The sequence below is a fragment of the uncultured Ramlibacter sp. genome (assembly GCF_936925435.1).
GTDB lineage: Bacteria > Pseudomonadota > Gammaproteobacteria > Burkholderiales > Burkholderiaceae_C > Ramlibacter.
This window is the reverse complement of the sequence record NZ_CAKZHQ010000012.1, coordinates 60825-74573: the sequence shown is the minus strand read 5'-3', so window position 1 is coordinate 74573 and position 13749 is coordinate 60825. Positions and strand designations below refer to the sequence as shown.

Genomic DNA, 13749 nt, shown 5'->3' with positions numbered 1-13749 from the left:
AGCTCCGGAGTGATTTCCGGAGTCGGATTGGCCAGAGCCATGATCAACGGACTAGGCGCCATCTTCGCAACCATCTCCGGCTTGAGAACGCCACCGGCCGACAAGCCGAGGAAAACATCGGCATCGGCGATCACTTCACCCAACGTCCGGGCATCAGTCACCTTGGCGTAGCGTGCCTTGATTTCGTCCATTTCCTCGATACGGCCTTCATAGACCAGGCCCTTGATATCGGTTACCCAGATATTGCTCGGCGGTGCGCCGAGCATGACCAACAGATCGAGACAGGCGAGCGCCGCAGCCCCTGCACCAGACGTCACAATCTTGACTTTGGAGAGGTCCTTGCCGATCAGGTGGAGGCCATTGAGAACCGCTGCACCGACGACAATCGCGGTGCCATGCTGGTCATCATGGAAGACGGGAATCTTCATGCGTTCGCGCAGCTTGCGCTCGACGTAGAAGCAGTCCGGCGCCTTGATGTCTTCCAGGTTGATGCCGCCGAAGCTGGGCTCCATCAGCGCCACGGCGTTGATGAAGGCTTCGGGGTCTTCGGTATCCAGTTCGATATCGATCGAATCGACATCGGCGAAGCGCTTGAAGAGGACGGACTTGCCTTCCATCACAGGCGTGGAGGCCTGCGCCCCGAGATTGCCGAGACCCAGGATTGCCGTGCCGTTGGAGATGACAGCCACCATGTTGCCGCGCGTCGTGTAGTCATAAGCCGTCGCTGGATCGGCGGCGATCGCCCCGCCGACACCGCGGCCGCCGGCGCGGTGGATGGCGCTGGACCGTGCCAGCTGCGCCACCGCGGGCAGCCCGGCCAGCAGGCCGCCTTCGACGAGGCCATCGTGCGCGGCGTCGAGACCGTGATCGCGAAGGCCCAGGGCTTCCAGGGCTACAAGGTCAACAAGGGCATCGAGCACCCGGAGCGTTATGTGCTCATGATCTTTTGGGACACGCTGGAAGACCATACCGTGCATTTCCGCCAATCACCGGCTTTTGCCGAATGGCGCGCCATCGTCGGCAGCTTTTTCGCAGCGCCGCCCGTGGTGGAGCATTTTGAGCTGTTGGCCAAGTCCTGAAGCCCCCCGCAGCGCGGGGCGATCACGGTGCCGGGCGTGCGAACAGCCTCTGGGTGTCAGGGCGCATCGCCCGCTTCGTGACCGGCCACCAGCTTGGCCAACAGCCGCATGAACTGCCCTTGCTCGGTGGCACTGAGCGGGCTCAGGATGGTGGACTGCGCACGCATCACCGCCCGTTTCATGCGTTGCACCGCCTGCTCCCCTTCGGGCGTGACCCACAACAGCTTGCGGCGCCGGTCCTGCACATCGGCTTCACGACGGACCCAGCCTTTGGTTTCCAAACGGCCGATGACCGAGCCGGAAGTGGCCGCATCGAAGGCCACGCGGCCGGCCAACGTCACCTGGTCCACCCCCGGTGTGTCCATCAGCTCATTGAGGATGGCGAACTGCACCGGCGTGACATCAAATGCCGCAGCGGCCTCCATGAAAATGCCGTAGGCCACCTGATGGGCACGCCGAATCAGGTGGCCCGGCGCATGCTGGTAATCAAAACTTTGGGACATGGCATCAGTTTATGCGCCAAACGCACCGGGTTTTCCCGCTGACTTGGCACGCCAATGGTATGCATACTTAGCAAAAAATGCCAGATGGCACGCCCTCACGGCGCAAGCGGCGCTCAGCACGCGATAGCTCCTGTACGATGCGCACTGTGCATGCTGGCCGGCGCTGCCCATGGGCCGCCCGCGCAACACCCCCAGACCTCGCCGGACGACCTGCGTCCGGCTTGCAGACTCCAGAAAGGATTGCATGAGTTACGTCATCACACCGCCAGCCACCGTTTCTGTGCCGGTGGTCGGCCGCCCCGAGCGTTTTCCGGTCAACCGCGTTTACTGCGTGGGCCGCAACTATGTCGAGCATGCCAAGGAAATGGGCTTCACCGGCCGCGAAGCGCCCTTCTTCTTCCTCAAGCCCTCGGACGCGGTGGTGGCAGTCGATGCCGGCCAGACCGGCAGCGTGGCCTATCCCAGCCTGACCAAGGACTTCCACCATGAGATCGAGCTGGTGGCCGCGATTGGCACAGGCGGCAAGAACATCAAGGCTGCCGACGCGATGAAGCACATCTACGGCTACGCCGTCGGCCTGGACATGACGCGCCGCGACCTGCAGGGCGAGATGAAGAAGCAGGGCCGCCCCTGGTGCATCGGCAAGGCCTTCGAGCAGTCGGCGCCCATCGGCCCCATCACGCCGGCGGCCCAGGCCGGCGACGTCGCCAACGCGCAGATCTGGCTGCAGGTCAATGGCCAGGACCGCCAGCGCAGCACGGTGAGCAAGTTGATCTGGAACATGGCCGAGATCATCGAGCACCTGTCGGCGGCATGGGACTTGCAGCCCGGCGACCTGATCATGACCGGCACGCCCGAAGGCGTTGCCGCGGTGGTGGCGGGTGACACCCTGGTGGGCGGCGTTGCGGGACTGGAAAGCCTTTCGGTCAGAATCAGCGCCTAGACCCCGGCGACCATCGCCGCCACAACAACAACAAGGAGAAGGCGTTTGCGCGTCCTGGAGCAACTGGCGAAGATCTTCGCCATCCTGGCTGGTGTGCTGCTCACCGGCATCACCCTGATGACCTGCCTGAGCCTGATCGGCCGCAACACCACCGGCGCCACCATCGTCGGCGACTTCGAGCTCACGGGCGTGGCGGCCGGCGCGGCCATCGCCATGTTCATGCCCTACTGCCAGATCCGGCGCGGCAACATCATCGTCGACTTCTTCACCAGTGGCCTGAGCAAGGCAGCCAACGACAGGCTGGACCGCCTGGGCGCCCTGCTGCTGGCACTGGCCTTCGCCCTGCTGGCCTGGCGCACCACACTGGGCGGCATGAACGCCTACGACACCCAGTCCACCACCATGATGATGGGCTTTCCCGAGTGGGTGGTCTATGTGGCCATGGTGCCGCCCTTCATCCTGGCCACCCTGATCGGCCTGCACCAGAGCGTGTTCGGCTTCGGTAACACCGAGGCCCACGTATGAATGCCCTGACCCTCACCTTGTTGATCTTCGGCATCATGCTGGCCTGCATGGCCGTGCGCGTGCCGATCGCCATCTCCATGTTCGCCGCCGGCGCGATCGGCTATGTGGCCCAGGCCGGCTGGCCGCCGTTCGCCAGCTTCATCAACAGCCAGGCCTTCGCGCGCTTCGCCAGCTACGACCTGTCTGTCATCCCGCTGTTCATCCTGATGGGGCATTTCGCCACCCAGGGCGGCATCAGCAAGGCCTTGTTCAGGTTCGCTGCCGGCGTGATGGGCCGCTTCAAGGGCGGCCTGGCCATGGCCGCCGTGCTGGCCAGCGCGGCCTTCGGCGCGATCTGCGGCTCCTCGGTGGCAACGGCGGCGACCATCACCGGCGTGGCCCTGCCCGAGATGAAGCGCCACGGCTACTCGGGCCGGCTGGCGACCGGCACGCTGGCCGCCGGCGGCACCCTGGGCATCCTGATCCCGCCCTCGGTGCCGCTGGTGATCTACGCCATCCTGACCGAGCAGAACATCGCCAAGCTGTTCGCCGCCGCCATGGTGCCGGGCATCCTGGCCATGGTGGGCTACATGATCGCCATCGCGATCTATGTGCGGGTCGTACCCGGCCACGCGCCCGAGGTCGACAACAACGAGGATTCGCGCCTGACCCTGGCCTCGCTGCTGGGCGTGGTGCCGATCGGGGTGATCTTCTTTGCCGTCTTTGGCGGCATCTACGGCGGCCTGTTCACGCCCACCGAGGGCGCGGCCGTCGGCGCGGCCCTGACCTTCATCGCCGCCCTGCTCAAGCGCGAGCTGACCCTGGCCAAGTTCAGGCAGTGCTTCTACGCCACGGCCGAGAGTTCGGCCATGATCTTCCTGATCTTCATTGGCGCCGACCTGATGAACTCCGCCCTGGCCCTGACCCAGGTGCCCAGCCAGCTGGCGGCCGTGGTGGGCGGCTGGGGCCTGTCGCCGGTGCTGGTGGTCACGGCCATCATGCTGTTCTACGTGGTGCTGGGCGCGGTGATGGACGAGTTGTCCATGCTGCTGCTGACCATCCCCATCTTTTTCCCCATGGTCATCGGCCTGGACTTCGGCATGCCCAAGGAGTCGGTCGCCATCTGGTTCGGCATCATGGTGCTGATGACGGTGGGCTTTGGCCTGCTGGCGCCGCCGGTGGGACTGAATGTCTATGTGGTCAATGGCATGGCCAAGGATGTGCCGATCAGCGAGAGCTACCGCGGCGTTGTCCCCTTCCTGATCAGCGACGTGATCCGCACCACCGTGCTGCTGCTGTTCCCGGCCATCTCCCTGTGGCTGGTCAAGTACATGAATTAGGGCATTCACCGTGGCTGCCATCGCGCCGCCACAGTATCGTGCAGTGATTTTCAAATGGAGTAAGCCATGATGCAACGACGCGCGCTTCTGAAGTCCGGCGCAGCCGCCGCCCTGGGTGGTTCCGCACTCACCGGCTTCGCCCAGCAGGCGATCACCCTGAAGTTCCACACCTTCATGGCGCCGCAGTCGCAGGTCTGGCTGGACATGCACAAGCCCTGGATGGCGAAGGTCGAGAAAGAGTCCGGCGGACGCATCAAGTTCGAGGGCTATCCGGCCATGCAACTCGGTGGCACGCCGGTGCAGCTGTACGACCAGGCCAAGGACGGCGTGGTCGACATCGTCTGGACCCTGCCAGGCAACACGGCCGGCCGCTTCCCGCGCATCGAGGCCTTTGAGCTGCCATTCATGATGAGCAATGCCGAAGCCACCTCCAAGGCCTACTGGGAGTATGTGCAGACGGTCGCTCCCGATGAATTCAAGGACACCCAGGTGCTGGCCCTGCACGTGCACGGCCCCGGCGTGATCCACACCGTGGACAAGGCGGTCAAGTCGGTGGACGACATGCGCGGCCTCAAGCTGCGCGCCCCCACCCGCCAGGTCACCAAGCTGGTGGGCTCGCTGGGCGCCACGCCGGTGGGCATGCCGCTGCCCGGCATTCCGGATGCGCTGAGCAAAGGCACGATCAATGGCTGCGTCATCCCCTGGGAGGTCGTGCCCTCGGTCAAGGTCAACGAGCTGACCAAGTACCACGCCGAGTTCGACCCGGCCGGCGGCAGCCTCTACACCACGACCTTCGTCATGGCCATGAACAAGGCCAAGTACAACTCCCTGCCGCCTGAGCTGAAGAAGGTCATCGACAACAACTCCGGCATGGCCACCTCGGCCTGGCTGGGCAAGGTGCAGCAGGGCAACGACCCGAACGGCCGCAAGTCGGCCAGCGACCGCGGCAACACCATCTTCACCGTCGGCGCCGCCGAGGCCCAGGAGTTCCGCCGCAAGTCGCGCCTGATCGAGGTGGAGTGGACGCAGGACATGGACAAGCGCGGCCACGACGGCAAGAAGCTGCTGGCAACGGCTCGCAGCCTGATCGAGAAGCACGGCAAGCCCACCAAGGCCTGAAGGCCGGCGCCGGCCGCCGCCAAGGCTCCTGCGGGAGCCTTGTTTTTTTGCCCGTACACTGGAGCCTCATGCCTTTTCGCGCACCGATCAAGCACTGCAGGAACTGCGGAACCGGGGTGGTCTACCGCGTCCCCGACGACGGCGACACCCGCCAGCGGGCGGTCTGCCCGGCCTGCGACACCATCCATTACGAGAACCCGCTCAACGTGGTGGGCACCGTGCCCTGCTGGGGCGACAAGGTGCTGCTGTGCAAGCGCAACATCGAGCCGCGCTGGGGCAAGTGGACCCTGCCGGCCGGCTTCATGGAACTGGGCGAAAGCACGGCCCAAGGCGCCGGGCGCGAGACCGACGAGGAAGCCGGCGCCCAGTTCGAGCTGCAAGACCTGCTCACCGTGATCAGCGTTCCCAGCGTGGGCCAGGTCCACCTTTACTACCGGGCCCGGCTGCTCAGCGACCGCTTCGACCCGGGCCACGAAACCATAGAGGCCAAGCTGTTTTCGGAGGACGAAATCCCGTGGGACGAGATCTCCTTCAAGACGGTGCAGAAAACGCTGGAATGCTTTTTCGAAGACCGGCGCAAAGGCCGGTTCAGCGTGCACAACCTGGTGATCGACTGAGCGCCTAGTTGCGGATCTTGCTGTCTTCGCGCAGCTTGGCTTCCTCGCGCAGCTTGACGCAGGCCGGCGCGTTGTGGAACACCGGTTTGGCGCACTCCTCCTGCAGGCAGAACTGCCTGGACAGGAAGACCTTGTCCTTGCATGTCTCCGATGGCGGCGTCAGCCGCGGCGCCGAAGCGGCCTGCGCCTTGGGCTCCTGGGCCTCGGCTGGCCGCGACTGCGCGGAGGAATCCGCAGACACCGCAAGCGTGGCACTGGAGGCCGCGCGTTTCGGGCGCGGCGCGCTCGCAGGTTTGCGCGCTGCGCTGGCAGCCGGCGCAGCAACCGATGCAGCCTGCGCCGCCGGCGCCGCTGCCATCGTGGCCTGCAAACCAGGGACACCGTCCGCGCTTGCCGCGGCGACCTGGCTGGCCGGCTGGCTTGCCACCGCCTGTGGCGCAGACGCAGCCGCAAGCGGGGCCTGGCCTGTGTTCTTCCCCATCAGCAGCACGGCGGCAAGCCCGGCCACGGCCAGGGCACCAATGCCCGCCAGCACGGCAAGCGCAGGCTTGCGGGCGGATGCAGCCGGCTGCGGCGGCTTTGCTTCGGCCTTTTTGGACGCCGGCGGTGTTGCCGCTGGCGCGTCCAGTGGAGCCGCTGCTGCACTGGACGCTGCGACAGGCTCAGGCTGGGACACAGCCGCAGCATCGTCAGGACGCGGTTCCACCACAGTGCGGGTGTAATCCGCCATCTCGGTCAGCGGAAAACCGCTGTCCTCGCCAGCCGGAGCAGGCGCGGCCGTCCTGGGCTGCGACAGATCGCTGCGCAGCCGTGTGGCCTCCATGTCCTGGTCGGCAACGGCCACCAGGCTGGGGCTGCTCAAGGTGGTCTGGTCACCGCTGCTGCCGCTGGCAAGCTTGCGCAGACGGCGGCGGGCGAGGTCGGCGTAGATGCCTTCGGGAAACCTGGCCAGGAAGCCGTCGAGCTCCTGCGGGTCGGCGGAGTCCTTGATGTCTTTCCAGTACACCAGCTCCAGCTCCTGCGTGACCGTGGCGATCGACCCGCTGGTGCCGGAGGTCGCGCTGCCGGGAATGGATTGCCCCCCCCTGGTGCCGCTCGCCCCCGCATCGGGCTTGCGCTGCGGGTCAGCCGGCGGGACGATGGTGGCGTCTTCGGCGCGGCGGATCGCCGACTGCAGCGCGGTGGCGAAATCCCGCGCCGTTGCGAAACGCTGGTCACGGTCCTTTGCCAGGGCCCGCGCCACCACCGCGTCGATGGCTGCCGGCAGGCGGCCATTGAAAGAGGTGGGCGATGGCGGCGTATGGCCGATGATCTGGTGGATGATGGAAAAATCGTTGTCGCCGTCGAAGGGACGCTTGTCGGTCAGCAGCTGGTAGAGCACCACGCCGACCGAGAACAGGTCGGCCCGCGAATCGATCTTCTGGCCCTGCACCTGCTCGGGCGACATGTACTTGAGCGTGCCCACCATGCTGCCCTGCGTGCGCGTGGCCTCGCCCGAATCCTGGATGCGGGCCACGCCGAAATCGGTCAGCTTGACCCGCCCGCCCGGCTCGATCAGCAGATTGGCCGGCTTGATGTCGCGGTGGACGATGCCCTGCTTGTGCGCGTAGTCCAGCGCCGACAGCAGGTCGCGGACCATCTTCAGGGACTGATCGAGCGAATAGCGCACACCCTTGTCCAGGTGGTGCTTGAGGTCGTCACCCTGGATGTACTCCATCACCAGGAAGGCGATGTCGCCATCGCGGTCGGAGTCGTAGACACTGACGATGTTGGGGTGCTGCAGCCGGGCGGCCGAACGGGCCTCGGTGCGGAAGCGCGACTCGTATTCGGCGGCCGCTTCTTCGGACAGGTTCTCGACCTTCACCGTCTTGATGGCGACGCGGCGTTCGAGGTTGGGATCGCGTCCCTCATAAACGATGCCCATGGCGCCCTTGCCGAGGACACGCACAAGGTCATAGCGACCAAGCTTCTTGAGACTCACTTGCAACAGTCCGATGAGGGGAAAGGCGGATTCTAGCTTTCAGCCCCGCCATCGCTGTGCGGCGCGCGTTCGGCTGTCTCACGTTTGATACGCTGGCTCTCCCGCATGTAGGCCTCGCGGAAATGCTTGTCCAGCAGGCGTTGCGCCCATTCAGGCACAGCCCGCCCTTCCTGCGCGTAGTAGCGCGAATACGCGTCCCATGCCCTCGCGCCTTCGAACAATTTGGTGCCGCCACCGAGCAGCCTCTCCTTGAGCGTGGCCGGCGAAAACTCGCGCAGGGCCTCTTCCAATGCTTCGCGCATGGCCGCTCCGCTGGCCAGGTCGTGTGCCAACAGCTCGGCGACCAGGTCGCGCACGGCCCGCTCGGGACTGACAAAGCCGACACTGGCCGCCCGGCCGCCGAACAGGTACTGGAATTTCCTGGCGTTCGTCCAGCCGGTCTTGAGCGGGTTGTTGTCCTTGACCGCCAGCGCGGCCAGTTCATCGTTTGGCCGTGTCTCGGAATTGCCGATGGCGGCTGCGCGCAACTCGATCAAACCCTCGATCGCCATGCGCACCAGCTTGCCGATCACCTCGAGTTCGCCCTGGCTGACTTGCCCGATCGTTGCCGGATCCAGGCCCAGCCCCTGGAAGAAAGGCGCCAGGTCTGCTGCCGCACCCAACTTGGACGCGTCCAACGCCGTGCCCGGCGTTGTGCCGCCGAACGTCGTCTGGAAACCCCAATCGCCAAACGGATCATCTTCCGCAGGTGCTGCCGCGCGTGGCGCAGGAGTTTTGGCCGCGCTGCTCCCGGCCACCGCTTTCAGGTCGAACACCGCCCATGGATCGGTCTCCTCGCCGGCAGCAGACTGGACTTTGAGCGCAAGGCTGTACTCGGCCAGCTTCAGCACCTGGCCAATGGCCAGCACGCCCTTGGCGCCCGGCGGCGCTTCACCGAAAGGCATTTCCACGCCGTTGACCACGGACAGCACGCGAAAGTGCATCTCGTCGGACTCATTCCAGACCGCCAGGTGGCGACGCGAAACGTTGCGCTGGGGATCGGGCAGGCAAATGTCGCAGTCCGCATCGCGGCCCAGGACCAACTCCCCGGAGCCAGGCCGCAACACGTGCAGCGCATCGAGCCCCGGACCAGCAACGCGAAGTTCTAGAGCCATGTCCCGCTTTCAGCCCTCAGGCCTTGATGCTGAACTGCACCAAGGGTGCGCTTTCCGCGCCCCGGTCGCAGCCCAGGGCGATCTCGCCCTGTCCAACAAGATAGCACTCCGTCCGCCGCAGGACAACCGGCTCAGTCTGGTTGCCCACATACACCCAGGTGCCAAAACTAGACAGATCGGTGAGCACGAATTGCGCCCCACGCCACTCCACCGTTGCATGAACGCGGGACACGCGCGAATCATTGATCGACAGGGAAGCGGTTGTCGCCCGGCCCAGTGTCAGCCGCTCGCCGCGCGGCGCCAGGCGCAGCGTCTGGCCCATGGCCGCAATCTCCAGGTGACCGTCCTGCATGGCCTTGAACAGGGACGCACCCATGACGGTGGCGTCGCTGTCGCGGTCGATCTTCCAGTCGACGCGAAAGATTTCCGTCACCTCTGACTTGCCACGCAGGTACATCGGGCCCAGGCTGCGCAACTGCGCCTGCAGGTCCATTCGCAGGGCATCGCGAACCCGCTGCGTGGCCAGAATCTGCTCGGCCCCGGCCAGATCGGCCAGGCGGGCTGCACTGTTGACCGCATCGCCATAGCAATCACCGTCGATCTCGACGACCTCGCCCGACTCCAGCCCCATCTGCATCTGTACCGGCGCGCCCGTGCCGCCTGCATAGACGGGCTTCTCGTTCAGACGTTTCTGGATGGCGATGCAGGCGCCCAGGGCGTCGGCCTCCGCGGGAAAGACGACAAACAGCCCGTCGCCCAGCAGCTTGACGACGCGGCCGTGGTGCTCTTCAAAGGTTCGAGACAGTGCCGTCGTCAGCTGCGTGACAAAACGGCCGGCGGTCTCGTCGCCGAGCCGCTCGAAAATGCCGGTGCTTCCGACCAGGTCTGCAAAGACGACAGTGGCCAAGATGGATCAGCTTCCCCGGACAGTGAGAAGAACAGTCAGCATGCGCAGGGATTTTATGCGTGCCGAGTTTGCCCACAACCATGAAAAAGGGCCCGGGGTTGATTCCGGGCCCTTTTTCACAGAGAAGAATTGGTCGGCGTGAAAGGATTCGAACCTTCGACCCCTTGCACCCCATGCAAGTGCGCTACCAGGCTGCGCTACACGCCGACAAGCCGATGATTATAACCCGGCAATGGATGTGAATCCGGCCAGCTTGTCAGTGCGTTGCAGAAAGCAGGTCGCGAATCTCAAACAGTTCCCGTCGCACGAACAAGAGCTTTTGCGAGACCAGCTCCCGCTCGTCGGGCATCACGCTGTCCTCGAAGTCCTCGAATCCGGAATCCTCGACCTCGATCACCTCCACGCCATCGAGCATCACCTCGCCCGAACGGCGCTTGTCACGCTCGACCTGCACCAGCTCCTGCAGCTTGTTGCGTGCACCGCTGATGGTGAAGCCCTGGTCGTAGAGCAGATCGCGGATGCGCCGGATCATCAGCACTTCATGGTGCTGGTAATAGCGCCGGTTGCCGCGCCGCTTCATGGGGCGCAGCTGCGTGAATTCCTGCTCCCAATACCGTAGCACGTGCGGCTTGACGCCGCACAGATCGCTCACTTCACCGATGGTGAAGTAGCGCTTGGCCGGTATGGAAGGGAGGGCTTTCTCCATTGAAATCAATGTTGTAGGAGAGAAAGCTCCTAGGTTACTCTAAGTCAGCCCGGCATGCAAAGCCTGTCTGCCGGCCATCCCGGGCCGCCTTCCCTCAGACTGTGGAGGAATCCGCAGCGCCGTTGCCCTGGATCTGCTCCTTGAGCTTGTGGCTGGCGTGGAAAGTGACGACGCGGCGGGCCTGGATCGGGATGGCTTCACCGGTACGGGGATTGCGGCCGGGCCTGGGCGCCTTGGTCCGGATCTGGAAATTGCCGAAGCCGGAGATCTTCACGTCCTGGCCATCGACCAGGCTGTCGGAAATCAGGTCGAAAAAGGCGTCGATCATGTCCTTGGATTCGCGCTTGTTCAGGCCGATCTGCTCGAACAACAATTCCGCCAGCTGCGCCTTGGTCAGGGCCGGCGTTTCCAGGCTCTCAACGGTGAACTCCATCGTCGACTCTTCCTTGTTTGTCGTGGCGAGCGCGTTCATGCATTCATCCCCTCAGGCGTCCGCCCAACTGGCCGGCGATCCGCTCCACCACGGCTTGCACCGCGGCGTCGATCTGGTCGTCGGTCAGTGTCGCGTCCGTGCCTGCCAGCGTCAAGCGCACCGCCAGGCTTTTTTCATTGGCGCCAACAGCCTGCGCGCCCTGCTTGGGCTTGTACACATCGAACAACAATGCATCGCGCAACAAGCCGCCGGTTGCGGCCGAATGCACGGCAGCCATCAGCGCTGCGTGGGTCACCGTGTCGGCCACGATGACCGCGATGTCGCGTTCAGCCGGCTGCAGGCGCGGCACCGGCTCGAATCGCGCCACGGGCCGCGCCAGTACGACCTCCAGCTCAAGCTCAAACAGCACGGGCGCCTGGGCCAGCTCCCACTGCTGGCGCCAACGCGGATGGAGCTCGCCAACGAAGCCCACTTGCCGGCCTTCCAGCCAGACACTGGCGCAACGGCCGGGATGCATCGCGGGATGCTCTGCCGGCCTGTATTCGGCGGCCAGCGGTGACAGCAGGGCCTGGACGTCCCCCTTGATGTCGAAGAAGTCCGCGCCCGTGGGCTTGCGGCCCCACTGCAAGCCATCGGCGTCCCCGTAGGCAAGGCCCGCCACGCGCATCGGCTGGTGGATGCCACGCACGGTGGTATCCGTGGTTGCCACGGCGGCGTCGCGCAGGAAAACGCGGCCCAGTTCGAACACGCGGACACGTTCGGCCTTGCGGTCGAGATTGAACTTCAGGACCTGCAGCAGCGACCCCAACAGCGAGGAACGCATCACGCTCATCTGGCTGGCAATGGGATTGAGAAGCTGGACCGGGTTGGCGTTGCCTGCCAGGTCGCGCTCCCAGCCCTCTTCCACAAAGCTGAAGTTGATGGTTTCCTGGTAACCCAGGGCGGCCAGCTGGCGGCGCACGGCAAAACGGCTGCGGCGTGACTCCAGGGGCAGTTTGGCCGTGATGGGCGCCAACGGAGGCGTCACCGGCAGGTTGTTGTAGCCGATGATGCGCACGACCTCTTCGATCAGGTCTTCCTCGATGTTCAGGTCGAAGCGGTAGCTCGGCGGGACCACGGTCAGGACGCCATCCTTGTGCGTCACCGCCAGCCCCAGCCGGGACAGCGCGTCGGTGCACTGCGCCTGTGTGACAGGCATGCCGATGACCCGCGCTGCGCGGTCCACACGCAGCGACACCGGCTTTTGCTCCGGCAGGCTGATGGTCTGGTCATCCATCGGACCAGCCTCGCCGCCGCAGATATCGAGGATTAGGCGGGTGATGTGCTCGATGTGCTCCACCGTCTGGCTCGGGTCCACACCGCGCTCGAAGCGGTGGCCGGCATCGGTGGTGAAGTTATAGCGGCGGGCCCGGCCCTGGATGGCCTGCGGCCACCAGAATGCGGCTTCCACATAAACGTTCTTGGTGTCGTCCGACACGGCCGTCGAGTCGCCCCCCATGATGCCGGCCAGCGATTCCACCTCGCGCTCATCGGCGATCACGCCGACCTTCTCGTCCACGGTCACGGTGTTGCCATTGAGCAGCTTGAGCTGCTCGCCGGGCCGGCCCCAGCGCACGTCCAGGGCGCCATGGATCTTGTCCTGGTCGAAGATGTGCGACGGCCGGCCGTACTCGAACATCACATAGTTGGAGATGTCCACCAGCGCCGTGACTCTGCGCTGCCCGCAGCGCGCAAGGCGGTCAACCATCCACTGCGGCGTCGCTGCCTTGGTGTCGACATTGCGCACGACACGCCCCGAAAACCTGCCGCACAGGTCAGGTGCACTGACCTGGACCCGCACCCGGGCGTCGATGGCCGGCGCAACGGCCGGAAAAACCGGCTGCTTGAGCGGCGCGCCGGTAAGCGCGGACAATTCGCGCGCCACGCCATAGACGCTGAGCGCATGGGCCAGGTTGGGCGTGAGCTTGAGCGTGAAGACAGCATCGTCAAGCTTGAGAACGTCGCGGATATCGGCACCAATTGCCGTGTCGGCGCTCAGTTCGAGCAGACCGCCATGGTCTTCATTGAGCTTGAGCTCGCTTGCCGAACACAGCATGCCTTGGCTTTCGACACCACGCAGCTTGCCCAGCTTGATGAGAAAGGGCTTGCCATCGTCGCCAGGCGGCAATTGGGCGCCCACCAGGGCGCAAGGCACCTTGATGCCAACCCGCGCATTGGGTGCGCCGCACACGATGTTGAGCAGGGCGCCCTGCCCGACATCGACCTGGCAGACGCGCAGGCGATCGGCGTTGGGATGCTGAGCGGTTTCCTTGATCTCGCCCACAACCACCTTGCTGAAGGGCGGCGCGACAGGGCGCAGGTCTTCCACCTCCAGCCCACCCATGGTCAGGGTGTCGGCGATCTGCTGGGTCGTCAGCGGCGGGTTGCAGAATTCGCGCAACCAGGACTCGGGGAATTGCATGT

Annotated in this window: 14 protein-coding genes, 1 tRNA gene and 1 pseudogene; 6 read left to right on the top strand and 10 right to left on the bottom strand. The window is 65.1% G+C overall.

Going from position 1 to position 13749, the window contains the following annotated elements; translation table 11 throughout:
- Positions 1-881: malic enzyme-like NAD(P)-binding protein (locus Q0632_RS07755; RefSeq protein WP_298926772.1), on the bottom strand; the 881-nt coding region annotated here is incomplete at its 3' end.
- Between Q0632_RS07755 and Q0632_RS07750 the strand changes: the two genes are divergently transcribed.
- A complete protein-coding gene (locus Q0632_RS07750) occupies positions 795-1079 on the top strand; it encodes an antibiotic biosynthesis monooxygenase (protein ID WP_298926768.1) in 285 nt (94 codons plus the stop codon). The two genes, Q0632_RS07755 and Q0632_RS07750, sit on opposite strands and share 87 nt — an antisense overlap.
- A gap of 56 nt (positions 1080-1135) precedes the next feature.
- Here Q0632_RS07750 and Q0632_RS07745 read toward each other — a convergent pair whose 3' ends face one another.
- Positions 1136-1582, bottom strand: coding sequence for a MarR family winged helix-turn-helix transcriptional regulator (locus tag Q0632_RS07745; protein ID WP_298926756.1), 447 nt, complete (start codon positions 1580-1582; stop codon positions 1136-1138).
- Positions 1583-1826: 244 nt separating this feature from the next.
- Between Q0632_RS07745 and Q0632_RS07740 the strand changes: the two genes are divergently transcribed.
- From Q0632_RS07740 to Q0632_RS07720, 5 genes are all read left to right on the top strand, one after another.
- Positions 1827-2525 (top strand): fumarylacetoacetate hydrolase family protein, encoded by a 699-nt coding sequence (locus Q0632_RS07740; protein WP_298926753.1) that lies wholly within the window; start codon positions 1827-1829, stop codon positions 2523-2525.
- 45 nt (positions 2526-2570) lie between these two features.
- Positions 2571-3050 (top strand): TRAP transporter small permease, encoded by a 480-nt coding sequence (locus Q0632_RS07735; RefSeq protein WP_298926750.1) that lies wholly within the window; start codon positions 2571-2573, stop codon positions 3048-3050.
- Positions 3047-4369 carry a TRAP transporter large permease gene (locus tag Q0632_RS07730; protein ID WP_298926747.1) on the top strand — a complete coding sequence of 441 codons (1323 nt, stop codon included), beginning with the start codon at positions 3047-3049 and terminating at the stop codon, positions 4367-4369. The genes Q0632_RS07735 and Q0632_RS07730 overlap by 4 nt, the downstream gene beginning before the upstream one ends.
- 66 nt (positions 4370-4435) lie before the next feature.
- Positions 4436-5488, top strand: coding sequence for a TRAP transporter substrate-binding protein (locus Q0632_RS07725; protein ID WP_298926744.1), 1053 nt, complete (start codon positions 4436-4438; stop codon positions 5486-5488).
- 68 nt (positions 5489-5556) lie between these two features.
- A complete protein-coding gene (locus Q0632_RS07720; protein ID WP_298926741.1) occupies positions 5557-6105 on the top strand; it encodes an NUDIX hydrolase in 549 nt (182 codons plus the stop codon).
- A gap of 4 nt (positions 6106-6109) precedes the next feature.
- Here Q0632_RS07720 and Q0632_RS07715 read toward each other — a convergent pair whose 3' ends face one another.
- From Q0632_RS07715 to pheT, 8 genes and pseudogenes are all read right to left on the bottom strand, one after another.
- Entirely contained in the window at positions 6110-8086 is a 1977-nt protein-coding gene (locus Q0632_RS07715; RefSeq protein ID WP_298926738.1) for a serine/threonine-protein kinase, read from the bottom strand.
- 32 nt (positions 8087-8118) lie between these two features.
- On the bottom strand, positions 8119-9048 hold the full coding sequence (locus Q0632_RS07710) for a type VI secretion system-associated FHA domain protein (RefSeq protein WP_367181175.1): 930 nt from the start codon (positions 9046-9048) through the stop codon (positions 8119-8121).
- 9 nt (positions 9049-9057) lie between these two features.
- A pseudogene (locus Q0632_RS22345) lies at positions 9058-9240 on the bottom strand (FHA domain-containing protein); the annotation flags it as partial.
- A gap of 16 nt (positions 9241-9256) precedes the next feature.
- Positions 9257-10147 carry an adenylate/guanylate cyclase domain-containing protein gene (locus Q0632_RS07705; protein WP_298926733.1) on the bottom strand — a complete coding sequence of 297 codons (891 nt, stop codon included), beginning with the start codon at positions 10145-10147 and terminating at the stop codon, positions 9257-9259.
- Positions 10148-10277: 130 nt separating this feature from the next.
- Positions 10278-10354 (bottom strand) — tRNA-Pro (locus Q0632_RS07700).
- 49 nt (positions 10355-10403) lie between these two features.
- Positions 10404-10853, bottom strand: a complete 450-nt coding sequence (locus Q0632_RS07695; RefSeq protein ID WP_298926730.1) for a MerR family transcriptional regulator — start codon at positions 10851-10853, stop codon at positions 10404-10406.
- A 94-nt stretch (positions 10854-10947) separates the two neighbouring features.
- Complete coding sequence (locus Q0632_RS07690; RefSeq protein ID WP_298926727.1) at positions 10948-11325, bottom strand: integration host factor subunit alpha; 378 nt, start codon at positions 11323-11325, stop codon at positions 10948-10950.
- Positions 11326-11329: 4 nt separating this feature from the next.
- Positions 11330-13747, bottom strand: a complete 2418-nt coding sequence (gene pheT / locus Q0632_RS07685) for a phenylalanine--tRNA ligase subunit beta (RefSeq protein WP_298926722.1) — start codon at positions 13745-13747, stop codon at positions 11330-11332.
- Between the last annotated feature and the right edge of the window lie 2 nt (positions 13748-13749).